Genomic DNA, 23,537 nt, shown 5'->3' on the forward strand with positions numbered 1-23,537 from the left:
AGGGCAGCGCGCCGGACACCGGCCCGGTTTCCCTGATCACGCTTGGATGCCCGCGCGGAACTTCGGCACCCGCAGCGAGACCTTGGTGCCCGCGCCGGGTGCGGTCTCGACGGTCAGGCCGTAGTCGTTGCCGAAGGCCGCGCGCAGCCGGTCGTCCACATTGGCGAGGCCGACATGCGCGGACTCACCGGAACCGGCCGGGCCCTTGCCGGTTTCGACGGCGTCGAGCGCGCCCGAGCGGAGCAGTTCCGGATCCATGCCGACGCCGTCGTCCTCGACACTGATCAGGCAGTCGGTGCCCGCGTCGGCCGCGGTGATGTGCACCGTGCCGCCGCGCGCCGCGCCCGCCAGGCCGTGCCGGACCGCGTTCTCCACCAGCGGTTGCAGCGCGAGGAAGGGCAGCACCACGCCGAGCACCTCCGGCGCGATCTGCAACCGGACGTCGAGCGCGTCGCCGAAGCGGGCGCGCTCGAGCGCGAGATAACGCTCGATATTGCGCAGTTCGTCGGCCAGCACGGTGAATTCGCCCGCGGCGCGGAACGAATAGCGGGTGAAGTCGGCGAATTCCAGGATCAACTCGCGGGCCCGATCCGGGTCGGTGCGCACGAAGGAGGCGATCGTGTTCAGCGCGTTGTAGATGAAATGCGGGCTGATCTGGGCGCGCAGCGCGCGCACCTCGGCGCGATCGAGCCGGGCCCGGGACGCGTCCAGCTCGGCCAATTCCAGTTGGCCGCAGGCGTATCGAGCCACCTCGGCCACCGCGCCGAGCCAGCCCGGCCCCGGCCGGCCGGTGGTGACGACGCCGATCGCCCCCGCCACCCCGGTGCTCTCGATCAGCAGCGGCTGCGCGATGAGCGTGCGACCGGCGTGCTCGCTGTGACCCGGCCCGGCGACGAGCACCGGCCGTTCGCCGATGACCGCCCGCTTGGCCGCCTCGGTGAAATACTCGGCGAGTTCGGCGTGCGGTCCGTCCCAGGCGAGCAGGACGCCGTCCGGGTCGGCGATGCCGAGCGCCTCGGCGCCGGTCAGCACGCGCAGGTGCGGCGCGGATTCGCGCGCCGACTGCTCGGTGAGCCCGCGGCGCAGCGGAATCGCCGCCAGCGACGCGGTGTGCAGCGCGGTGTGCACCGCGCGCTCGGCCGGCGTGGTGACCACCCGGCGGGTGCGCGGCCAGATCACCAGCGCCCCGGCGATCATGGCGGCCGAGACCACGAGGGCGACGATCGTCGCCGTCACCGCGCGGCCAACGGCGCCGGAACTTCGTTCATGCGCCGATTATCGCGTCCGGGACCGTTCGTATGCCGTTGCCGCGCATATTCGGTCCCCACGTACTCCGGGCGTGCGGACCTGACCTGTGCGCGGCGTCAGCCCTGGTACTTGTCGACGCGGAACTCGACCTCGCCGGGCTCCGGGATATGCGCGGCCCCGACCGTCAGCGTCGCGGTGAACTTGCCCAGGCCCGGATGGAACAGCGCGGAACGGCCGCTGTTGCTCCAATATCCGGGGCCCTGCGCGGTCACCGTGAACGTGCCGGTCTCGCCGGTGTCCACGTTGCGCCAGTTGAGCGTGAGCGGCAGGGTGCAGCCGCCCACGCCGTACATCGTGGTCGCCACGTAGAACCCGGCGTGCTCCGGATAGGCGTTGCCGGTGACGCCGGAACTGACCGACGCGACACACAACCCCTGGCTGAGCGAGTAGACGGTCGCGAACGAGTCGTGCAGCTGGGCGGCGGCCGGGGCGGCGGTCGCGACCATGGTCGCGACGGCGACGGCGGGGACCGCGGGAACGGCGAACAGTGCTTTGAGCGAAATCATCAATACCTCGGCAGGATTGGGAACACCCGTGTCTGTCGATAGTGACTATGCCCCCGATGCCGCGGTGTCATCCCCGATTCGCTGCCCTCGATTCCGGGGGCAGCACCGTGCGGTCCGGTGGTGACCGACTCGGCCGGTCGCGTCGAGTAGGGTCGGTCGTTCCGCGCTGGACGTCGCTCGCGGAAATCGGACTCCTCCGAGGAGGTCTCGCCGGACGCGCCGGTGATCTTCGACACCGACACGCCGAGGGCTCCTGGGATGTCTCGATGCGCCGCGCGCGCCTCGAAAAAAATGTCGTACCGACGTGCCTAGAATCGCTAGGCCAACCCCCGTCGAGACCTTGGGAGGAAGGACCGTCTTGGCCGCCTCGTCCGGATCGTTCGTTCACCTGCACAACCACACCGAGTACTCCATGCTCGATGGTGCGGCAAAGATTTCGCCCCTGTTCGCGGAGGCGAAACGGCTGGGAATGAACGCGGTCGGGATGACCGACCACGGCAACATGTACGGCGCCTCCGAGTTCTACAACTCGGCGAAGAAAGCCGACATCAAGCCGATCATCGGCATCGAGGCCTACATCGCGCCCGCCTCCCGCTTCGACACCAAGCGGGTGCAGTGGGGCGACCCGAGCCAGAAGGGCGACGACGTCTCCGGCTCCGGCGCCTACACCCACATGACCATGGTCGCCGAGACCGCGACCGGTCTGCGCAACCTGTTCAAGCTCTCGTCGCTGGCCTCGCTCGAGGGTCAGCTCGGCAAGTGGGCGCGCATGGACGAGGAGATCATCGCCCAGTACGCCGAGGGCATCATCGCGACCACCGGCTGCCCCTCGGGTGAGGTGCAGACCAGGCTGCGCCTGGGCCACGACCGCGAGGCCCTGGAGGCCGCGGCCAAGTGGCAGGAGATCTTCGGCAAGGACAATTTCTTCCTCGAGATCATGGACCACGGGCTGTCCATCGAACGCCGGGTCCGCGAGGGTCTGCTCGAGGTCGGCCGCAAGCTCGGCATCCCGCCGCTGGCCACCAACGACTGCCACTACGTCACCAAGGACCAGTCCACCAACCACGAAGCGCTGCTGTGCATTCAGACCGGCAAGACGCTCTCCGACCCGACCAGGTTCAAGTTCGACGGTGACGGCTACTTCCTGAAGTCCGCCGAGGAGATGCGCGCGCTGTGGGACGCCGAGGTGCCCGGCGCCTGCGACAACACCGTGCTCATCGGCGAGCGGGTGCAGTCCTACGACGACGTATGGGCCTTCAAGGACCGGATGCCGGTGTTCCCGGTGCCCGAGGGCGAGGACCAGGATTCGTGGCTGCGCAAAGAGGTCGACCGCGGCCTCGAACGCCGCTTCCCCGGCGGCGTGCCCGAGGAGTACTACAGCCGCGCCTACTTCGAGCTCGACGTCATCAAGCAGAAGGGCTTCCCGGCCTACTTCCTCGTCGTCGGTGACCTCGTCACGCACGCGAAAGAGGTCGGCATCCGGGTCGGTCCCGGCCGTGGTTCGGCGGCCGGTTCGCTGGTCGCCTACGCGCTGGGCATCACCAATATCGACCCGATCCCGCACGGCCTGCTGTTCGAGCGGTTCCTGAACCCGGAACGCCCCTCCGCGCCCGATATCGATATCGACTTCGACGATCGCCGCCGCGGTGAGATGGTCCGCTACGCCACCGACAAGTGGGGCAGCGACCGGGTCGCCCAGGTGATCACCTTCGGCACCATCAAGACCAAGGCCGCGATCAAGGACTCCGCGCGAGTCCTGTTCGGCCAGCCCGGTTTCGCCATCGCCGACCAGATCTCCAAGGCGCTGCCGCCGCCGATCATGGCCAAGGACATCTCGGTGGCCGGCATCACCGACCCCGACCACGAGCGGTACAAGGAAGCCGCCGAGGTCCGCGAACTGATCAGCACCAACCCCGATGTCGCGAAGATCTACGAGACCGCCCGGGGCCTCGAGGGCCTGATCCGCAACGCCGGCGTGCACGCCTGCGCGGTCATCATGTCCTCCGAGCCGCTGACCGACGCGATCCCGGTGTGGAAGCGGGCCCAGGACGGCGCCATCATCACCGGCTGGGACTACCCGTCCTGCGAGGCCATCGGCCTGCTGAAGATGGACTTCCTCGGCCTGCGCAACCTCACCGTCATCGGTGACGCGCTGGACAACATCAAGGCCAACCGCGGCGTCGACCTCGACATGGACAACCTACCGCTGGACGATCCCGCGACCTACGAATTGCTGTCCCGCGGTGACACGCTCGGCGTCTTCCAGCTCGACGGCGGCCCGATGCGCGACCTGCTGCGCCGCATGCAGCCGACCGGCTTCAACGACATCGTCGCGGTGCTCGCGCTGTACCGCCCCGGCCCGATGGGCATGAACGCGCACAACGACTACGCCGACCGCAAGAACGGGCGGCAGGAGATCAAACCGATCCATCCGGAGCTCGAAGAGCCGCTGAAGGACATTCTCGCCGAGACCTACGGCCTGATCGTCTACCAAGAGCAGATCATGTTCATCGCCCAGAAGGTCGCCAGCTACACCATGGGCAAGGCCGACGCGCTGCGTAAGGCCATGGGTAAGAAGAAGCTCGAGGTGCTCGAGGCCGAGTACAAGGGCTTCCACGAGGGCATGACGAACAACGGGTTCTCCGAGGCCGCGGTGAAGGCCCTGTGGGACACCATCCTTCCGTTCGCCGGTTACGCGTTCAACAAGTCGCACGCCGCGGGCTACGGCCTGGTGTCCTTCTGGACCGCCTACCTCAAGGCCAACTACCCGGCCGAATACATGGCCGGGCTGCTCACCTCCGTCGGTGACGACAAGGACAAGGCCGCGGTCTACCTCTCGGACTGCCGTCGCCTGGGCATCACCGTGCTGCCGCCGGACGTCAACGAGTCCGAGCAGAACTTCGCCTCGGTCGGCAAGGACATCCGGTTCGGGCTCGGTGCGGTGCGCAACGTCGGCGCCAACGTGGTGTCCTCGATCATCGCCGCGCGCAAGGAGAAGTCCAAGTTCACCGACTTCTCCGACTACCTGAACAAGATCGACGCCGTCGCCTGCACCAAGAAAGTCACCGAATCGCTCATCAAGGCAGGCGGATTCGACTCGCTCGGGCACCCGCGCAAGGGTCTGCTGCTGGTGCACTCCGATGCCATCGACGCGGTGATGTCCACCAAGAAGGCCGAGGCGATCGGGCAGTTCGACCTGTTCGGCGGCGTCGACGCGGACGAGTCGGTGGCCTCGGTGTTCAACGTGAAGGTGCCCGACGACGAGTGGGAGTCCAAGCACAAGCTGGCCCTCGAGCGCGAAATGCTCGGCCTTTACGTGTCCGGGCATCCGCTCAACGGCGTCGAACATGTGCTCGCGGCGCAGGCGGATACGCAGATCCCCGCCATCCTCGAAGGCGATATCAAGGACGGCGCGCAGGTGACCCTCGGCGGCATCCTCGCCTCGGTCAACCGGCGCATCAACAAGAACGGTCTCGCCTGGGCGTCCGCACAGCTCGAAGACCTCTCCGGCGGTATCGAGGTGCTGTTCTTCCCGCAGGCCTACTCGGTCTACGGCATGGACGTGGTCGAGGACGCGGTGGTGCTGGTGAAGGCGCGGGTGTCGGTCCGCGACGACCGTATCTCGCTCATCGCCAACGATCTCGCCGTCCCCGACCTGTCCTCCATCGGCGTGGCCAAGCCGCTGGCCGTCACCCTCTCCACCCGCCTGTGCACCCCCGACAAGATCGGCGAGCTCAAGCGCGTCCTGTCCCGCCACCCCGGCACCTCCGACGTGCACATCCGCCACGTCGGCGCCCGCGACAAAACCACCCTCCTGAAACTCGACGACAGCCTCCGCGTCTCCCCGTCCTCAGCGTTGATGGGCGACCTGAAAGCGCTGCTCGGGCCGGGGTGCTTGGCAGTCTGAGCCCGGTCGTCCGCCTCCCCTCCGCCGGGAGGGGTGTGCCCGAACCGCCGCACGGGTTTTGATGTGTCGCACGGGTTTTGATGTGTCGCACCCGCTGGGGCCTGCCACAGCGGGTGCGACACATCAGAAGGAGTGCGGGAAGGCGGTCAGTGGGTTAGTGCGGGGGTGGGGTGGTCGGTGAGGGGCGTGGCGGAGTGGCGGTGGGGGAGGAACTGTTCCCAGGTGATGGTGCCCAGGGCGGCCAGGCCGATGGCGGCGCCGATCCAGGCGACGCTGGCATAGCCGAGTCCGGCGCCGATGGCCAGGCCACCGAGCCAGGGGCCGACGGTGATGCCGATGTTGAAGGAAGAGACGTTGAAGGCGGGGGCCAGGGTGGGGCCGTCGGCGGCGAGGTTGAAGACGCGGCTGTTGAGGGTGGGGTTGGTGCCGAAACCGAAGGCGCCCAACAGGAATGCGAGTATCACGACGGGCACCGGGTATTCGGCGGTGAGGGCCAGCAGAGCCGAGGTGATGATCAGGCCGGTGACGCCGACGTAGAGGGTGCGCACGGGATGTGCGTCGGCGGTGCGCCCGCCTGCGACGATGCCGAGGAAGCTGCCGACGCCGTACACGGCCAGCACGATCGGGATCCAGAACCCGTGCAGGCCGGTGGTTTCGGCGAGCAGCGCGCCGAGGTAGGCGAAGCTGGCCAGCAGCGCGGCGGTGGCGAGGGCGGTGGTGGCGTAGGAGAGCCAGAGCCGTGGATTCACCATGCTGCGCAGTTCTTTTCGCAGATCCGGTGTGGTTGCCGCGCGTCCGGCGGGGATCTTGGTGAGCACGCCGAGCATCGCCAGGGTGGACATGATCGCGACGGTCCAGAACGCGGCGCGCCAGCCGAGGTGCTGGCCGATCACGGTGCCCGCGGGCAGGCCGACGACGGTGGCGACGGTGAGCCCACCGGCGACGATGCTCATCGCTTTACCGCGGGCGTTGACGGGCACCAAACCGATGGCGGTGGTCGCCGCGACCGACCAGAAACCGGCGTAGACGAAGGCGCCGACCGCCCTGGTCGCGAACAGGACCCAGTAGTCCGAGGTCAGCGCCGCGACCACATGGGTGGCGACGAAGACGGCGAGAAAGGCGAGCAGCGCGTTGCGGCGCGGCAGTCGCAGCGTCGCCACCGCCAGCACCGGCGCGCCGACCAGCATGCCGAGCGCGAAAGCCGAAATGAGCAGTCCCGCTTGCGGAATGGTCACCCCCAGGTCGACGGAGAGCTCGGTGAGCAGTCCCGAGAGCATCAGCTCCGAGGTGCCCTGGGCGAAGATGGACAGCCCGAGGATATAGACGGCTAGGGGCATCGGAGACCTCTCCTGTTTTAGATCGTTCGGTTCAAAACTGGGGCAGAAGGTAAGGGGCCGACCGATTTCCGGTCGATCAGAGGGCGTCGAGTGCGGTGCCGGCGATGGCCGCCAATGCGGCGCGGCTCGCACCGCCGCGGGCGGCGACGCGCATGCCCGCGATGGTCGCGTTCATGAAGTGCGCCAGTTCGTCGGCGCTCTTGCGGTCGTCGATTTCGCCTGCGCGCCTGCCGCTTTCGAGCGCGTCGCGGAGCGCGGCGAGGCGCCGGCGCTGATCCTCGCGCAGGGTGGCCGCCACCTCGGGGTCGTGCGGCGCGAGTTCGACCATCGAGTTGACGACGAGGCAGCCGAGCGGATCGGCCTCCGGCGCGTCGACCACCTGCCACAGCAGCGCGCGCATCTTGGCCTTCGCGTCCAGGTCGCTGTCCAGGAGTTCGAAGGTGGTGGCGTTCTTGGCGGTCATGTATCGCCGCAGGGCCCGTTCGAACAGATCGTGCTTGCTGGTGAAGGTGTTGTAGATGCTGCTGCGGCCCAGGCCGGTCGCCTCGCACAGCGCCTGGGTCGAGGTGGCCTCGTAGCCCGCGAGCCAGAACGCGCGCATCGCGGCGTCCACCGCGCGCTCCTCGTCGAACTGTCTCGGTCGTGCCATGCCGGTTACGCTAGCACATTTTGAACCAATCATTTCAAAACTGGGGTGTGCGTGGCCTGAGCTGCACTTTCGGTGAGCAGCTAGGCGGCGACCGCCACGCCGAGCGACTGCGCGGCGAGGAACCGAGGGGCGTCTTCGCCGTAGAACACATCGATATCGCGGATCTCGAATCCCGCGTCGGTGAGCAGGCCGCGGATATCGCGGTTCAGGTTGCACCCGCCGGCGAAGGTCTTCTGAATCGGATTGAGCCGGTGCTGCCACACCTGCACGCGCTGGTCCGGCGCGAGGCCGTGCTCGACGAAGTGCAGGGTGCCGCCCGGTGCGAGCACCCGGCGCACTTCCGCCAGCGCGGTCGCGACATCGGGGATGGTGCACAACGTCCAGGTCGACAGGGCGCTGTCGAAACTGTTGTCGCCGAACGGCAGCGACTGTCCGTCCAAACCGGACCGCTCGATCGGCACCGTCGCCGCCGCGACCCGCTCGCTCGCGAGCCGCCAGCCGAGGTCGGCGGGCTCGACCGCGCTGACCAGTTCGACGGTCTCCGGATAGAACGGCACGTTCAGCCCGGACCCGAACCCGATCTCCACCACTCGGCCGTTGAGGCCCGCGCACACGCGCTCGCGCAGCGGTTCGTTGAACCGCATCCCGCAGGCCGCGTCCACGATCCGCGGCACCACTCGATCTCGATAGAAGCCCACACGCCCACTCTTCCAGTACCCGGGCGATACCGCCACGTCTGTTTCTGAGACGGCGGGCTACCGGCCTGCAATCAGTGCCGGGGTCGGAACCCGCTGGTCCGGGGACGGCCGCCACCTCGACAACGGGCGCAGGCGGGTTGTGCTGGGGGTGTCCGCGCCGTCGCACACCTGTTCGCGCGCCGCTTGCGGAAAGGTCACGAAAGACAACTGTCCGAGACAGACCCATTGCCCGGTGTGACCGCCGCCATTACCGTGGAAAGATGAGCAACGATGCTGCGGGGGGTCCAGCGCCGATCCCCACGGGTACGAGTGGCCGTGCCACCGCCGAATTCGCCCCCCTGGTGCGCGCTTTCGCCAGGACCTTCGGACGCCGCCGCGGGGCGGGCGGTGCGCTGTCGGTGCACCTGCACGGCGAACCCCTGCTCGACATCTGGACCGGCTCCGCGGGCGGTACGTCCCCCTGGACCCAGGACACCGGGTCGATCATCTTCTCCGCCACCAAAGGTGTCACCGCCACCGTCATCCACCGGCTCGCCGACCGCGGACTGATCGATTACGCCGCACCGGTCGCCGAGTACTGGCCGGAGTTCGGCGCGAACGGCAAGGACAAGATCACGGTGCGCCAGACGATGACGCACAGTGCGGGCCTGTCCGCGCTCGCCCCGATCGCCACCGGCCTGGACGACGTGCTCGATCACGAACTGATGGAACAGCGTCTCGCGGCCGCGAAACCCGATCGGCTGCTGGGTGTTCCGGCCTATCACGCGCTCACCTACGGCTGGCTGATGGCCGGTCTCGCCCGCGCGGTCACCGGCCACAGCATGGGCGAGCTGTTCCGCTCCGAGGTGGCCGATCCGCTCGGCCTCGAGGGCATCCACCTCGGCCTGCCGCCCGAACACGCGCGAACCACGTATGCGCCGCTGGCGGGAACGCACCTGAAAGCGATCGGAAACCCGCTCGGCGCACTGGTATTGGGCCGCAGCCACCGGATCCCCGGGGCGCTCGGCGCGGCGACGCGCTGCCTGTTCCTGCCGGGATTGGAATCCATCCTGGAGGGCGACGCGCCGCCGATCCTGCGCACCGAACTCGGCGCGGGCAACGGCGTATGCACCGCATCCGCCCTCGCCGGGATGTACGGCGCGCTGGCCAATGACGGTGTCGCAGCGGGCAAGCAGTACCTCAGCCCGCGAACCATCAAGGCGATCCGGCGAATTCAGACCTACCGGCTCGACAACGCGCTGTTCTACGCCCCGATGCTCTGGCGGCTCGGCTACCATTCGCTGCCGATGCCGGGCGCTCGGGCCGGGTTCGGGCATATCGGCCTGGGCGGCTCGTTTGGTTGGGCCGAACCGCGCCTGGGGCTTTCGGTCGGCTTCGTGCACAACCGGTTGTCGGCGGCGCAGCTGTCCTACGACCAGTCCGCGGCATTCTGGCTGCTGCCGCTGGTGCTCAACTGCCTGCGCGCCACCCGCCGTATCCCGGTCGAGGTGCCGCAGGAGAAGGCGGCCTGAGTACTACGGCCGCAACGCGGAAAGCGGTGCGGCCGTAGCTTTTCGGTCACGTCGGGTCAGGTCAGGTACCGGTACGCGGGTGAGCCCGGTTCCAATCGTTCGCACTGGATCGGCGACTCGTCCATGCGCTCCAGCAGCGGTCCCAGCCCCTCCGGCACGCCGAGTTCGATGCCGACCAGCGCCGAGCCCGTCTCGCGGTTGTTCCGCTTGACGTACTCGAACGTGGTGATGTCGTCGTCGGGTCCGAGCACCTCGTCGAGGAAGCGCCGCAACGCGCCCGGCTCCTGCGGGAAGTCCACCAGGAAATAGTGTTTCAGGCCGCGGTGCACCAGCGAACGCTCGATGATCTCGCCGTAGCGCGACACGTCGTTGTTGCCGCCGGAGACCAGGCACACCACGGTCGACCCCGGCTGCACGGTCAGCTCGGCCAGCGCGGAAACCGCCAGGGCCCCTGCGGGTTCGGCGATGATGCCCTCGTTCTGGTAGAGGTCGAGCATGGCGGTGCAGATCGCGCCCTCGTCGACCTGCATCATCCGGAACGAACTGGTCCCGGCGGGGGATTCGGTGGTGGTCAGTAACGGCAACGAGGCATGCGAGACCACCCGCCCGCCGAAGGCGGAGACGGCCGCGAACGGCACCGCGCCGATCCGGCGTACCGCCGCACCGTCCACGAACGGATCGATCTCCGGCAGCGTCACCGGGCCGCCCGCGACCAGCGCCGCGGTCATCGAGGCCGCACCGGCGGGCTCGACCCCGAGGATCGCGGTGCTCGGCGCACGGTCGCGCAGGTAGGTGCCGATGCCGGCCAGGCAGCCGCCGCCGCCCACCGGCACCACGACCAGGTCCGGCGCGGTGCCGAGTTGCTCCAGGATCTCCGGCGCGATGGTGCCCTGCCCGGCGGCGGTGCGGGCGTCGTCGAACGGCGGCACCATGGTCGCGCCGGTGCGGGCCACATCGTCGGCGGCGGCCGCGGCGGCCGCGTCGTAGGTCTCGCCGATGGCGATCAGCTCCACGAATTCGCCGCCGTGCACGCGGATACGGTCGCGCTTCTGCTTGGGGGTGGTGGTCGGTACGTAGATGCGGCCCTTGATGCCCATCGAGTGACACGCGAACGCCACGCCCTGGGCGTGATTGCCCGCGCTGGCGGCGACCACCCCGGCCGCGCGCTCGGTCTCGGTCAGCTGCATGACCAGGTTATATGCGCCGCGCAGCTTGTAGGAGCGGACCGCGGAGAGGTCTTCGCGCTTCAGGTAGACGTTGGCCCCGGTGAGGCGGGAGAGCCGCTCGCTGCGTTGCAGCGGAGTCGGCTCGATGATCTCGGCAATGCGCTTGGCGGCAGCGTCGATCTCGTCCGCGCTCAGCGCGGGACGGGAACTGGACAGTGCGTCGATGACATCAAGCGGATTGGACACCCGAAATATGCTGCCACCCGCCGCGACAGGCAGATGCGGCGGGTGGCAGTGCCGCGGCCGATTGCCGCGGGTTCGCGATTACCGCGGGGTCAGTACGAAGACCGGGATCACACGGTCGGTCTTCTTCGTGTACTCGATGTAGTCCGGCCATACTTCGGTGGCCCGGTCCCACCACAGCTGCCGCTCCTCGCCGAAGACCTCGCGGGCGGTGTAGTCCTTGTTCACCTCGCCGTCGCGCAGTTCGACGTGCGGCTCGGCCTTGATGTTGTAGTACCAGACCGGGTTCTTCGGCGCGCCGCCCAGCGAGGCGACGACCGCGTATTCCCCGTCGTGCTCGACCCGCATCAGCGGCGTCTTGCGCAGCTTTCCGGTCTTCGCGCCTTTGGTGGTGAGCAGGATGACCGGCTGGCCTTTGAGCGTGGTGGCCGTGGTGCCGCCGGAGTTCTCGTACTTCTCGGCCTGCTCGCGGGCCCAATCCGAGGTGCTCGGTGCGTAATCTCCAGTCAGAGGCATATCGGGGACAACACGGCGCGGACCGGCGGTGTTCCCGGGCCGGTTCGCTGTGTCCCCGGCAACATGAAGTTCGGTGGACCGAACTTCGCTGTGCGTATATCCTTACTGGATGGCAGTTGTTCACCCCTCGGCCCGCTCCGCGACGGTTGACATCGCGGGCAGCGCATGGCCTGTCTACAAGCTCGAGGCGCTCGCCCTCGGGCTGGTGACCTGCTTGATCCTGGCCCTGATCACCGGCTCGCCGCAGGTGGCCGTGCTGGTCGCGGCCGCGGTCGGCGCGGCCCGCTGGATCGCCGGACAGGTCGTGACCCGGCGGGCGAGCGCCATCGAGCTAAGCCGCGTCGAGCGGTAACTGCGCAAGTTCGCCGCGCGACAGCACGCCCAATTTCGGATACGCCTTGTAGAGGTGATGCCCGACGGTGCGCGGGCTGAGAAACAACTGCGCCGCGATATCCCGGTTCGACATGCCCTGCGCGGCCAGCCGCACGATCTGTAGTTCTTGCGGAGTCAGCCGCCCGAGCACCCCGCCCGCGGGCTTCGCGGCCGTGCCGACGCCGAGCGCGCCGAGCTCGGTCCGCGCCCGCTCCGCCCACGGGCCGGCGGTGAGCCGCTCGAATGTCTCCAGCGCGGGTTGCAACAGGAGACGCGCGTCGGCTTTGCGGCGTTGGCGGCGCAGCCATTCGCCGTACAGCAGTTGGGTTCTGGCCTGTTCGAACGGGCGCCCGCCCAGCTCGAGCGCGGCGCGATAGTGCTGCTCGGCGTGTGCGTCGTCGACCAGCGCCCGGCAGCGGTGGGCCAGGGCCTCGACCCAATCCTGTTGTGCGCGTGCGGCCCAGGTCTCCAGTCGGTCAAGAGCGTCGCCGGCCCGTTCCGGTGTGCCGAGCCGCACGGCCGATTCGATCAGATCCGGGATGGCGCGCAGTCCGATGACCTGGTGCCGTCCGGGCTCGCGATTCAGCGGTGCCAGCCTGGACAACGCGCTGTCGACCTGACCGAGGCCGAGTTCGAGCAGTCCGAGCGCCCAATACGTCCACTGCGTGCCCGCCGCCGCGGAACCGCCGAATTCCTCCGAACGGGCCCGCTCGACCAGGTCCCGGCAGTCCTGCGCGCGACCCTCGAGCGCGGCGAGACAGGCGAGGAAGCTCGACAACTGGCTGATCCACTGGCCCTGCCCGATGTCCTCGGCGATCCGCAGCCCTTCGGTCGCCGCGACCCGGGCCTCCTGTGGCCTGCCGAGGAACAGCTCGGCTTCGGACCGGAAGAACAGCAGGGTGGGCAGCACGGCGATCCGGCCCTGCTCGCGGCATTCGGCGATGAGCAGCTGCGCCAGTTCGGTGACCTGCTCGTCCTGGCCGACCACCAGGCCGATGCCGCACATCTGAACCAGGTCGCGCGGGGAGTCGGCGCCTTGCGCGCGGGCCGCCGCCGCGGCCGCGCGCAGATCGACGGTGAATCGGCCGTGGATGCCCGCGACCGCGTATTCGATGATCGGTGCCAGCGGCTCGGCGGGCGGCAGCGCGAGCGCGGTCAACGTGTCGGCGACCTGTGCGAGCTCCGCGGTGCCGAGGTACCAGGCGGTGTGGATCGCCTGACCGAGGATGCGCGCCGCCCGTACCGGCTCGCTCGCCCGGACCAGGTCCGCGGCGTCCAGCAGCAGTTCGTGAGCGGTGCGCGGTTTGCCCGCGCCGAACTCCGCGGTGGCCAGCACCAGGCGCAGCCGGGCGGTGTAGCCGGGGTCGGCGGTCTGGCCGGTCGCCCGCTCGGCCAGTGTGCGAGCGCGCTCCAATTGCCCTGCCTCGCCTGCGGTTTCGGCGGCGAGGACGAGGCGCCGCAGCCGGGCGGCGGTGTCTACGCTCAACCCGGCGGCCCGTTCGTACGCGGCGACCGCACCGGAATAGCCGGAGCGACCCCGGGCGCGGCCGGCGGTGTCCTCCAGCGCCGCGGCGGTGGTCTCGTCGGGTCCGGTCGCGGCCGAGGCCAGATGCCACGCGCGCAGGTCGGCGTGTTCGGGTTCGGTCGACACCTCGGCGAGAGCGCTGTGCGCGGCCAGCCGTTGCGCGAGTGGCGCGCCCTGGTACACCGCCGAGCGCAGTAGCGGATGCCGGAAGGCGAAAGTCCGTCCGTCGCTGTGCAGCAGCCCCGCGTCCTCGGCAGGTTGCAGGTCGGCCAGGTGCGCGCCCAGTACCCGGGCGGCCGCCAGGACCGGTTCGAGTTCGGCGCTGCCCGCCGCGGCCGCGACGAGCAGCAAGGTCCTGGTCGGCAGCGGGAGCCGGTTGACCCGGCCGTGGAAGGCGACCTGCAGGCGCTGTGTCAGCGGCAGCGGATTGAACCCCGCGCCGGGCGCCTCTGCCGCGAGCGACTCCGGAAGTTCCAGCAGCGCAAGCGGATTGCCCGCCGCCTCGGCGAGCAGACGGTAGCGCACCGCCGGGCTCAGCGCGGTGCCCAGACCGTCCACCAGTGCCGCCGCCGCATCCTGCGCGAGACCGGGTACCCGCAGTTCGGGTAGCCCCGGCGCGTGGAACTCGGCGTCCCCGGTGCGCGCGGCGAAGATCATCACCACGCCCTCGGCATCGAGGCGGCGGGCCGCGAACAACAGCGTCTCCGCGGTCGCCTGATCGAGCCAGTGCGCGTCATCGATCAGGCAGAGCAGCGGGGCGTCGGCGGCTTCCTCGGCCAGCAGCGACAGCACCGCCAAGCCGATGAGCATCCGGTCGGCCGGATCCTGAGCGGCCAGGCCGAACGCACCGCGCAGCGCGTCGCGCTGCCGGTCGGGCAGCGTGTCCACCAGCGCCATACCCGGACGAACCAGCAGATGCAGTCCGGCGAAAGGCAATTCGGCCTCGGACTCGATGCCCGCGCTGCGCACCGTCGGGAGCCCCTGGGCGGCGGCATAGTCCAGCAGTGCGGTCTTGCCGATGCCGGGCTCGCCGCGGATCACCAGGGCGCTGCTACGACCGTCGCGGGCCGCCGCGAGCAACTGATCGATCCGTGCTTGTTCGGCCTCGCGTCCCCGGAGCATGTGCACACCGTATCCGTCTGCTGGACGCTCGATCAGTCATCATCTGACCTCGGGAATTCGCGAGCGGTTCGGTCGTGTCATACGCACGGGAAATAGCGAACGGCTACTACAGTGCGGGACTATGGCGTCGAACGTGAAAAGTGCTGTCCGGGCCGTGGCCGGAACGGTCATGGCCTGTGCGTCCGTGGCGACCTTCGCGCCATCGGCGGGCGCCGAGGTGCTGAGCATGCCGCCGCACGAGAAGACCTACGTCGCGCCCGGTGATTCCGCGATGAAGTTCACCGTGGGCAGCAGGGAAGAGAAGATCCACCGGATTCCGCCGCTGAACTTCATGGGCACCACCCGTGAGGCGCTCGTCAGCACCATCGCCTACGGCAAGCTCGACGGCGCGACCGCGGGCAAACTCCGGATGGGCTACCACGTGGGTTGCGCGGTGACGATCGGCGCGGGCACGCTCGGCGCGACGCCCGACGTGATCATCGCCCAGAACCCCGCGTTCAACCCGAACCCGGTCGCCACGCTGAACATCAGCCCGGGCGAGGTCGGCGAGATCGCGATCGCGGAGAAGGAGATGATCCCCGGCAAGCTGATCCAGCTCAGCGTCCGGGACTTCCACATCAAGGTGAACTCCTGCACCGGGCCGGTCACCCTGCGCCAGTACGCCTACGTGGATTCCAAGTCGCCCGAGGTCGATGATTCCGGGGCCGTCTTCGGCGATCCCACCTGGCTCTGACCGGGCAGTTCCGCCGGACGGCGTTGGAAACACGCGTCTTTCATTAACATCCCCGCAGTGTCACTCGATGATTCGAGTAGTCGAGTACGCAGGTTTCCAATGGATCCCAGCGGGAGGATGAGTCCATGAAACGCCTGGTCGTATGTTGTGACGGCACCTGGAAAGCCGAATCGAGCAGCACGGTATCGAACATCATCAAGATCGCGCAGACGATCCGGTTCGATGCGCCCGGCCCGACGGGGGAGAAGATCCAGCAGTGGGTCACCTATGTGTCCGGGCCCGGTGCCCGGGGCTTCCTCGCCGACCGGCTGATGGGGGGCGCGTTCGGCCTCGGTCTCGAAGCGAACCTGTCCTCCGCGTACTGGCACCTGGCCCTGAACTGGGAGCCGGGCGACGAGATCTACATCTTCGGTTTCAGCCGCGGCGCGTTCACCGCGCGCAGTCTGTCCGGATTGATCGATCGGATCGGCATCCTCACGCCCGAGGCGATGATCAGCGGTAAATACCCGAAGGCGCTCGAGATCCACCAGCAGGTGCCGCCCAAGGACGGCAGCATTCCGGCGGCGTGGACGAAATTCCGCAAGGACAATTGCCATCTCGAACAGCCCAAGGTGAACTTCCTCGGGGTCTTCGACACCGTCGGCGCGCTCGGAGTACCCGGGCTCACCTCGCTGCGGTATCGGTTCCACAACGTCAAACTCGCGCCGAGCGTGCACTGCGCGCGGCAGGCGCTGGCGATCGACGAGCGGCGGCGCAACTTCGAGCCGTGCCTCTGGGAGGTGCCGGTCGAACCGAATATCAAGTACCGCAGGGGTTTCCAGCGGGTGAAGCAGGTGTGGTTCGAGGGCGCGCACAGTGATGTCGGCGGCGGCCACAAGGAGTGCGGGTTGTCCGACGTCACGCTGCGCTGGATGGTGCGCGAGGCCGAATCCGTCGGGCTCGCTTTCGATCACGATCGGCTGGCGGCGCTGTCCAAGGGGTGCCTGGTCTCGGGTGCGAACCACATGAAGTTGCATCCGTCGCTCGGCGTCGGCTACCGCGTGCTGAATGTGCTGCGCACGCTTCGGCATCCGCGCAGCCCCCGCTTCTACCTGGATTCCTGGCGTCGCCTCGCCAACGGCCACGAGCAGGGCATCCGGCTGGCCTCACTGGTCAACGAGGCCGACGACTACCTACCGCCCAACCTGCGCCGCTGGCGCGCCCGCTTCGGCGGCATGTTCCCCGAAGAACTGCTGGAGAAGGTCACCCCGGTCTCGGTGCACCTGCTCGACGAAACCGTCGAGCCGGACCCGGCCCTGACTCCCGCCTAACGGACGAGCAGGGCGACCGGGAGGCGGGCGAAAAGGCGCTCGATGCGGATGCGGCCCTGGAAGGTGTGGCCGGTCAGGCGATCGATCCAGGTGCCCTCCGGGAGTTCGAGAGCGGTGTCGCCCCAGCCGGTTTCGGCGAGACCGACGCTGTGCCGGGTGGCCGCGACGATGATTTCGGGCGCTTCGGCGGGCCGGCCGCGGGTGTAGGCGATCAACCGCTGGGCCTCGCTGCCGGTGCCGAAGAGTGGAGCGTAGGTGCCGCCGACGAAACAGTCGGGCCGTTCCCGCCGCAGCCACAGCGCGTAGGCGACGATCCACATCTTGACCGCGCCGGTGACGTCGAGTTCCGGTGTGCCGGTGAGCGATTGCAGCATGCCCGCGCGCAGCGCGAAATCGACCGGCCGCCGGTTGTCCGGGTCGACCAGCGAGTCCTCCCACAGTTCGCAACCCTGGTAGAGATCGGGGATGCCGGGGCCGCACAGCTGCAACAGCTTCTGCGCCAGCGCATCCGACCACGCGTGCGGTGCGAGCCGATGCACGAGATCGCCGAGTTCGGTGCCCACCGGGCCGTCGATCACCGTGTCCACCCAGGTGTGCACCTCGTCCTCGAAGGCGGCGTCCGGCTCCTCCCAGGAGGTCTTGGTGCCCGCCTCACGAATCGCCTTCTCCGCGAACTGGTGCAGGCGCTCCCGGAAACCGGGAATCGCCGCCGCGGGCCTGCCGTCCGGCGGCCACACGCCGAACATGTTCTGCAACAGGAACAATGTGGTGGCGCCGTCGGGTCCGGGCGCGGTCTCCTGCCACGAGGTGACGCTGCGCGCCCAGTCCTTCGCGGCCTGGGACAGCACGCCGATCCGGGCGCGCACGTCCTCGCCGCGCTTGGTGTCGTGGGTGGACAGCGTGGTCATGGTGGCGGGCCAGCGTTGCGCGCGTTCGATATTGGCGAGATGGAACTCGATCAGCGAGCGTCCGAAGCGGGCCGGGTTACCGCCCATCTCCTGCAGCGACACCAGCCGGGCCGCCTGATAGAACATGGTGTCCTCGACCGCCTTGGCCAGGATCGCACCGCCGACCTGATGGAAGCGGGTCACCGCCTCGCCGCCGATGGCCAGCGCCGCCGTCAGCACCGCGAGCGGGTTGGTCAGCTCGCTGTTGCGCCGTTCCACCTCGGTGATCACGGCGGCGGTCATCCCGGCCAGCGGCGCGTAATCGGTGCGGTAGACCGGCATGAACGCCAGTACCTCGATGGTCGCATTGGTCAGCGCCATGGTGTCCACCGACTCGGCGCGCGCGTCGCGTTTGATCGCCGCGACCAACCGCCGGACATCGGCGGTGAGCACGGTTTCGGCGACGGCCCGCTTGATCCGGTGCTCGGTTTCGGAGATCCAGGCGCGGTCGCTGCCGTGTCCGGCGAAGCGGCAGGACAATTCGGTGAGCGCGGGCTCGCCCTCCGGATCGATCAGCACCCCGCCCACGTCGGCGAGCGCGTCGTAACCGGTGGTGCCGTCGATCGGCAGGGTCACGTCCAGCGGCTCCCGGTTGGACAGCACCTTCTCCACGAGCAGCAGCCGGTTCGGCCCGATGATCTGCCGCAGACGGATGAGATACGCACCGGGGTCGGCCAATCCGTCCGGATGGTCGATCCGCACGCCGTCGATGATGTCGTGCGCGCACCACGCCGCGAGCTCGCGATGGGTGATCTCGAAGACCTCCGGGTCCTCCTGCCGGATGGCGGCGAGCCCGCCGACGGTGAAGTACCGGCGGTAGGTGCACACTCCGGCTTTCCAGCTGACCAGGCGGTAGTGCTGTTTGTCGTGGATGCGCAGGGCGTTGTCGCCGTCGGTGCCCGGCGCGATCGGGAAACGCAGGTCATGCAGGGCCAGCATGGGTTCCGCACCCGAACGGTCGACAGTGAGTGCGGCAGGGTCGTTCTCGCTCTGCAGCACGGGCAGGGCGAGGCGCCCGCCCGCGCCGTTGCCCGCGCTCCAATCGATGTCGAAGTAGTGTGCGAAGGACGACTCGCGGCCGTTGCGCAGCACATCCCACCACCACGGGTTCTGCCGCGGGTCGGCCACCCCGACATGGTTGGGCACCAGGTCGACGAGCAAACCCATACCGCGACTGCGTACCTCGTCGGAGAGCGCCTTGAGCCCGGCGGGCCCGCCGAGCGCGGCGGACACCGTGGTCGGGTCGGTGACGTCGTAGCCGTGCGTCGAACCCTTCGTCGCGGTGAGGATCGGCGACAGGTACAGGTGCGAGATGCCCAGCTGCTGTAAGTATTCCGCGATCGCCCGGGCGTCGGCGAAAGTCAGTGCGTCAGGGCGCAGTTGCAGCCGGTAGGTGCTGCGGATCGTGGTCGGGCGGGCCTTGGTCCGGCGCAGCGAAAGAGGGTCGGTCACGTGGGTCTCTGTGGCATCCGAGGGGGTCATGGGCGGTGGGGTCATCCCGCGTGCCGCAGCACGAGCAGACAGCGGGATTCGACGGCGACCGTGGCCGCCGCCGGGTAGTGCGCATCGGCGATACCGGTCGGCGTCGCGCAGTCCAGCGCGACCGTCCAGGACATGCCGTAGTCCGAGTTCGGCAAGGTGAAATCCATCGCTTCGTCGTGGGCGTTGAAGCACAGCAGGAACGAGTCGTCGGTGATGCGTTCCCCGCGCGGGTCCGGCTCGTGGATGCCCCTGCCGTTGAGGAACACGGTCAGCGATTTGCCGAAGCCGCTGTCCCAGTCCGCGGTGGTCATCTCCGACCCCTCCGGGGTGAACCAGGCGACGTCGCGCGCGTGATCGCGCGAGCGCACCGGCCTACCGTCGAGGAAGCGGCGGCGCCGGAAGATGGGGTGCTCGGTGCGCAACGCGATCACGTTGCGGGTGAATTCGAGCAGGTCCGAATTCTGCTGCAGCAGTGACCAATCCATCCAGGCGAGCGGGGAGTCCTGGCAGTACACGTTGTTGTTGCCGTGCTGGGTGCGGCCCATCTCGTCACCGTGCGCGAGCATCGGCACGCCCTGGCTGAGCACCAGCGTGGCCAGCAGATTGCGGCTCTGCCTGGCGCGCAACGCGAGAATGTCCGGGTCGTCGGTGGGGCCTTCGACGCCGCAGTTCCAGGATCGGTTCCAGCTCTCGCCGTCGCGGTTGTCCTCGCCGTTCGCCTCGTTGTGTTTCTCGTTGTAGGACACCAGGTCTCGCAGCGTGAAACCGTCGTGCGCGGTGACGAAGTTGATGCTCGCGCTGGGCCGGCGGCCGGTGGCCTCGTACAGGTCGGAGGAGCCGGTGAGCCGGGAAGCGAACTCGCCCAACGTCGCCGGCTCGCCGCGCCAGTAGTCGCGCACCGTGTCGCGGTACTTGCCGTTCCATTCGGTCCACAGCCCGGGAAAGTTGCCGACCTGGTATCCGCCCTCGCCGACGTCCCACGGTTCGGCGATCAGCTTTACCTGGCTCACCACCGGATCCTGTTGCACCAGATCGAAGAACGTGGACAGCCGGTCGACATCGTGCAGCTCGCGTGCCAGGGTCGCGGCCAGGTCGAAGCGGAAGCCGTCGACGTGCATGTCCAGGATCCAGTAGCGCAGGGAGTCCATGATCAGCTGCAGGGTGTGCGGGTGGCGCACGTTCAGGCTGTTGCCGGTGCCGGTGTAATCCATGTAGAGCGACGGGTCGTCGTCGACGAGCCGGTAGTACGCGGCGTTGTCGATGCCGCGGAAGCCGATGGTCGGGCCGAGGTGGTTGCCCTCGGCGGTGTGGTTGTACACCACGTCGAGGATCACCTCGATGCCCTCGGCGTGCAGCGCGCGCACCATCGCCTTGAACTCGGTCACCGCCGAGTCGGCGCGCTTGATCGCGGCGTACTCGTTGTGCGGGGCGAGGTAGCCGAAACTGTTGTAGCCCCAGTAGTTTCGAAGGCCCTGGTGCAGCAGCACCCGATCCTGCAGGAACTGGTGCACCGGCATCAGCTCGATCGCGGTGACGCCCAAGCCTTTCAGGTGCTCGATGATCGCCGGGTGCGCGATGCCGGAGTAGGTGCCGCGCAACTCTTCCGGGACGTCGGGATGCGTCGCGGTCATGCCTTTGACGTGGGCCTCGTAGATCACCGTCTCGTGGTACGGCCGGTTCGGCGCGCGGTCGGTGCCCCAGTCGAAGTACGGGTTGATCACCACGCCCGCCATGGTGTGGCCGAGCGAATCGAGCCCGTGCGTGTACAGCGAGGGGTGGTCGTCGAACGTGCCGTCGAACGCCTTGCCGTACGGGTCGAGCAGCAGTTTGCTCGGATCGCAGCGCAGGCCGTTCTCCGGATCGTAGGGACCGTGCACGCGGAATCCGTAGCGCTGACCCGGCCCGACGGCAGGCAGGTAGGCATGCCACACATAGCCGTCGACCTCGTCGAGCGGTACGCGTGACTCGGTGCCGTCGCGGGCGATCAAGCTCAACTCGACGGCGTCGGCAACCTCCGAGAACACCGAGAAGTTGGTGCCCGCGCCGTCATAGGTCGCGCCCAGTGGGTAGGCGGTGCCGGGCCACACACCGAGTGGTGTCGCGTCACCGGACGCTGCGTCGGGCTGAGCCATAGGAACGACACTAGCGGCAGCGGTGATTCGGGTGCTGCGGGTGGTTGGGACCTGGCGCTCAGCGGGCGTGGACGGAGGCGGGCAACCAGCGCCGCCGGTAGCCGAATCGAACCGCCAGCCGAGCCAGTCCGCCCAGCACCGCGCGTTGCGCCCACGCAGGCAGGCCGGCCAGGTAGCCGTCTTGGTAATCCCACAGCAATGCCAGCGCGAGCGGGTCACGCGGCACCCGGCCGCCGGTTGTTTTGCCCGCGATGTCCAGGTTGTGCCAGAGCTGGAACATCTCCCAGTGCCGCAGGGGCGGCCGGATCTCGTGGTCGAACACGGTGTCGGCGGTCTCGCTCCAGAACTCGTGCACGGTGCCGGCTGGTGCTGTCACCGTGTCGCCGGGATTGGCGATCACCTCGACCCCGTCGATGCGGTACCGGTTGCGGCCTTGCCGGATGGTCCACTGCTCGGTGAGGACCGGGTGCCAATGCGGACCGGCCTGGCGTCCGGCCTGCGGCAGTGTGTGGCGCAGCCGCAGGTAGGGGCCATGTTCGTCGGTGCCCTCCGCGACGAACGTGACGCGGTGCCCGTTGCGGAAGGTGAGGGTCGTACTGTCTCGCATCCTTCAAGATATAAAGGTAACCTTCGTAATGTGTCAACTGCCGATGCGAACGCCACCCTGCTGAAACTGCTGAGTCGAGCCACCACCGCCTACGAGCACGCACTCAATCGGGAGCTGCGTGCGCGCCTCGACGACCGGCTCCGGCCCGCGCACTATGTGGTGTTCCGCCACCTCGACCCGGCGGGGTCCCGGATCACGACCCTGGCCGAGGCGGCCGGGATGACGCAACAGTCGATGGGGGAGTTGGTGATTCATCTCGAGCGCTGCGGGCTGGTCGAGCGGCGGGTCGATCCGGTTGATCGGCGCGCCCGGCTCGTGGTGCTCACCGCGGCCGGCGAGACGGCGCTCGGCATTGCGGCACAGCAGATTCGGCGGATCGAACACACGCTCGCCGACCGGCTCGGCGCGCGCCGGTCGGCGGAGTTGCGTCGGGCGCTGGCTGCGGCGCGGGATGCGCTGGACGCCGAATTCGCCGATCTTGCCGAATGATTCGGGTGTTCCGCTCAGTGCGCGGGACCGAGTGATCGGCGCCAGGTTTGGCCGATCAAGTCGGCGCCCCAGCTGTGATGCGGGCTCTCCTCGGCGAGTTCGAAACCCGCGCGCTGATAGATGTGCCGGGCCGCGGTGAGCACGTCGTTGGTCCACAGCACGATCTCGCGGTAGCCGGCCGCGGTCGCGAAGCGCAGGCATTCCTCGACCAGCGCCGAGCCGACGCCGAGGCCGCGGGCGGTGGGCTCGACGAGCAGCAGGCGCAGCCGCGCGGTGGTCTCGTTCTCGGCGACACAGAAGACGCTGCCGACCGGCTCGCCGCCGGATTCGGCGATCCAGGCGCGTTCGCGCTGCTCGTCGTGCGCGCGCAGGTAGTCGGCGACGATGCGGACGATCAGCTCCTCATACGTTCCGTCCCAACCGTATTCGTCGGTGTAGAGCCGGGCGTGCCGCTCGATCACCCAACCGAAATCGCCCGGCGCGGGCGGCCGAAGGGTGAACGGCGGCGCGGCGGCGGCATTGGCCGGATGATCGAGGATCTGCTGGATGGTTCGCATCGCGGTGACCAGCCGGGCGCGGGTGGCGGGCGGTTTGGCGTTGAGCAGGTAGCCGATCTCGTCGCTGGAGCGTTGATCGAGCACGGCGAAGATCTCCTTGCCCTTGGCGGTCAGCCGCACCTCCTGGCGACGGCCGTCGCTGTCGGAACGGTTGCGCAGCACCAGGCCCTCGCGTTCGAAACGGGTCAGGATGCGGCTGAGGTATCCGGCGTCGAGATCCAGTGTCTGCCGCAGGGTTACCACCTCGGTGATCCCGGAGTTGGCCAGCTCGAACAGGATTCGCACCTCGGTCAGCGAATACTCGCTGTCCAGCAACCCTTCCCGGAGCACACCGATGACTCGGGTGTAGCGGCGGTTGAACTCCCGGACTGCGGCGATATCGGTGGCGGCGACGGTGGTCACGACGGCTCCGTTCCTCGG

Annotated in this window: 18 protein-coding genes; 6 read left to right on the forward strand and 12 right to left on the reverse strand. The window is 68.7% G+C overall.

What is annotated here, in order from left to right; translation table 11 throughout:
- Window positions 1-36: 36 nt before the first annotated feature.
- Window positions 37-1,236 (reverse strand): sensor histidine kinase, encoded by a 1,200-nt coding sequence (locus O3I_RS12125; RefSeq protein ID WP_014983207.1) that lies wholly within the window; start codon window positions 1,234-1,236, stop codon window positions 37-39.
- A 128-nt stretch (window positions 1,237-1,364) separates the two neighbouring features.
- Window positions 1,365-1,814 carry a hypothetical protein gene (locus tag O3I_RS12130; protein ID WP_014983208.1) on the reverse strand — a complete coding sequence of 150 codons (450 nt, stop codon included), beginning with the start codon at window positions 1,812-1,814 and terminating at the stop codon, window positions 1,365-1,367.
- A gap of 358 nt (window positions 1,815-2,172) precedes the next feature.
- Here O3I_RS12130 and dnaE point away from each other — a divergent pair, with 358 nt between their 5' ends.
- A complete protein-coding gene (gene dnaE, locus O3I_RS12140; RefSeq protein WP_014983209.1) occupies window positions 2,173-5,721 on the forward strand; it encodes a DNA polymerase III subunit alpha in 3,549 nt (1,182 codons plus the stop codon).
- Between the two features lie 146 nt (window positions 5,722-5,867).
- Here the strand turns inward: dnaE and O3I_RS12145 are convergent, their stop codons facing one another.
- The 3 genes from O3I_RS12145 to O3I_RS12155 all read right to left on the reverse strand — a co-directional run bounded on the left by O3I_RS12145 (window position 5,868) and on the right by O3I_RS12155 (window position 8,405).
- Window positions 5,868-7,058 (reverse strand): Cmx/CmrA family chloramphenicol efflux MFS transporter, encoded by a 1,191-nt coding sequence (locus tag O3I_RS12145; protein ID WP_014983210.1) that lies wholly within the window; start codon window positions 7,056-7,058, stop codon window positions 5,868-5,870.
- Window positions 7,059-7,134: 76 nt separating this feature from the next.
- Complete coding sequence (locus tag O3I_RS12150) at window positions 7,135-7,707, reverse strand: TetR/AcrR family transcriptional regulator (protein WP_014983211.1); 573 nt, start codon at window positions 7,705-7,707, stop codon at window positions 7,135-7,137.
- An 80-nt stretch (window positions 7,708-7,787) separates the two neighbouring features.
- Window positions 7,788-8,405: a class I SAM-dependent methyltransferase gene (locus O3I_RS12155; RefSeq protein ID WP_014983212.1), complete on the reverse strand. Its 618-nt coding sequence runs from the start codon at window positions 8,403-8,405 to the stop codon at window positions 7,788-7,790.
- 260 nt (window positions 8,406-8,665) lie between these two features.
- Between O3I_RS12155 and O3I_RS12160 the strand changes: the two genes are divergently transcribed.
- Window positions 8,666-9,916: a serine hydrolase domain-containing protein gene (locus O3I_RS12160; protein WP_041562574.1), complete on the forward strand. Its 1,251-nt coding sequence runs from the start codon at window positions 8,666-8,668 to the stop codon at window positions 9,914-9,916.
- A 56-nt stretch (window positions 9,917-9,972) separates the two neighbouring features.
- On the opposite strand, the gene ilvA is transcribed toward O3I_RS12160, so the two are convergent.
- The gene (ilvA, locus tag O3I_RS12165; RefSeq protein ID WP_014983214.1) at window positions 9,973-11,328 is read right to left on the reverse strand and encodes a threonine ammonia-lyase IlvA; all 1,356 of its coding nucleotides are present in this window, start codon (window positions 11,326-11,328) and stop codon (window positions 9,973-9,975) included.
- A gap of 78 nt (window positions 11,329-11,406) precedes the next feature.
- Window positions 11,407-11,841, reverse strand: a complete 435-nt coding sequence (locus tag O3I_RS12170; RefSeq protein WP_014983215.1) for a nitroreductase family deazaflavin-dependent oxidoreductase — start codon at window positions 11,839-11,841, stop codon at window positions 11,407-11,409.
- Between the two features lie 109 nt (window positions 11,842-11,950).
- Here O3I_RS12170 and O3I_RS12175 point away from each other — a divergent pair, with 109 nt between their 5' ends.
- On the forward strand, window positions 11,951-12,193 hold the full coding sequence (locus O3I_RS12175) for a hypothetical protein (RefSeq protein WP_014983216.1): 243 nt from the start codon (window positions 11,951-11,953) through the stop codon (window positions 12,191-12,193).
- Here the strand turns inward: O3I_RS12175 and O3I_RS12180 are convergent.
- Window positions 12,173-14,860, reverse strand: a complete 2,688-nt coding sequence (locus tag O3I_RS12180) for a helix-turn-helix transcriptional regulator (RefSeq protein ID WP_014983217.1) — start codon at window positions 14,858-14,860, stop codon at window positions 12,173-12,175. The two genes, O3I_RS12175 and O3I_RS12180, sit on opposite strands and share 21 nt — an antisense overlap.
- Before the next feature lie 121 nt (window positions 14,861-14,981).
- On the opposite strand from O3I_RS12180, the gene O3I_RS12185 reads away from it, so the two are divergent.
- Both O3I_RS12185 and O3I_RS12190 read left to right on the forward strand, forming a co-directional pair.
- Window positions 14,982-15,593: an MspA family porin gene (locus tag O3I_RS12185; RefSeq protein ID WP_226887434.1), complete on the forward strand. Its 612-nt coding sequence runs from the start codon at window positions 14,982-14,984 to the stop codon at window positions 15,591-15,593.
- A gap of 125 nt (window positions 15,594-15,718) precedes the next feature.
- Window positions 15,719-16,903, forward strand: a complete 1,185-nt coding sequence (locus tag O3I_RS12190) for a DUF2235 domain-containing protein (protein ID WP_014983219.1) — start codon at window positions 15,719-15,721, stop codon at window positions 16,901-16,903.
- Here the strand turns inward: O3I_RS12190 and treY are convergent.
- Genes treY through O3I_RS12205 form a run of 3 tightly spaced genes read right to left on the reverse strand, consistent with a single transcriptional unit; the run spans window position 16,900 to window position 22,071 of the window.
- Window positions 16,900-19,332, reverse strand: a complete 2,433-nt coding sequence (treY, locus tag O3I_RS12195) for a malto-oligosyltrehalose synthase (RefSeq protein ID WP_081594292.1) — start codon at window positions 19,330-19,332, stop codon at window positions 16,900-16,902. The genes O3I_RS12190 and treY overlap by 4 nt on opposite strands.
- A gap of 11 nt (window positions 19,333-19,343) precedes the next feature.
- Window positions 19,344-21,464 (reverse strand): glycogen debranching protein GlgX, encoded by a 2,121-nt coding sequence (glgX, locus tag O3I_RS12200; protein ID WP_041562575.1) that lies wholly within the window; start codon window positions 21,462-21,464, stop codon window positions 19,344-19,346.
- Between the two features lie 58 nt (window positions 21,465-21,522).
- Window positions 21,523-22,071, reverse strand: coding sequence for a cupin domain-containing protein (locus O3I_RS12205; RefSeq protein WP_014983222.1), 549 nt, complete (start codon window positions 22,069-22,071; stop codon window positions 21,523-21,525).
- A 30-nt stretch (window positions 22,072-22,101) separates the two neighbouring features.
- On the opposite strand from O3I_RS12205, the gene O3I_RS12210 reads away from it, so the two are divergent.
- Entirely contained in the window at window positions 22,102-22,560 is a 459-nt protein-coding gene (locus tag O3I_RS12210) for a MarR family winged helix-turn-helix transcriptional regulator (RefSeq protein ID WP_014983223.1), read from the forward strand.
- Between the two features lie 14 nt (window positions 22,561-22,574).
- Here O3I_RS12210 and O3I_RS12215 read toward each other — a convergent pair whose 3' ends face one another.
- Window positions 22,575-23,519 (reverse strand): bifunctional helix-turn-helix transcriptional regulator/GNAT family N-acetyltransferase, encoded by a 945-nt coding sequence (locus O3I_RS12215; RefSeq protein ID WP_014983224.1) that lies wholly within the window; start codon window positions 23,517-23,519, stop codon window positions 22,575-22,577.
- Window positions 23,520-23,537 lie beyond the last annotated feature (18 nt).

The sequence above is a fragment of the Nocardia brasiliensis ATCC 700358 genome (assembly GCF_000250675.2).
Classification (GTDB): domain Bacteria; phylum Actinomycetota; class Actinomycetes; order Mycobacteriales; family Mycobacteriaceae; genus Nocardia; species Nocardia brasiliensis_B.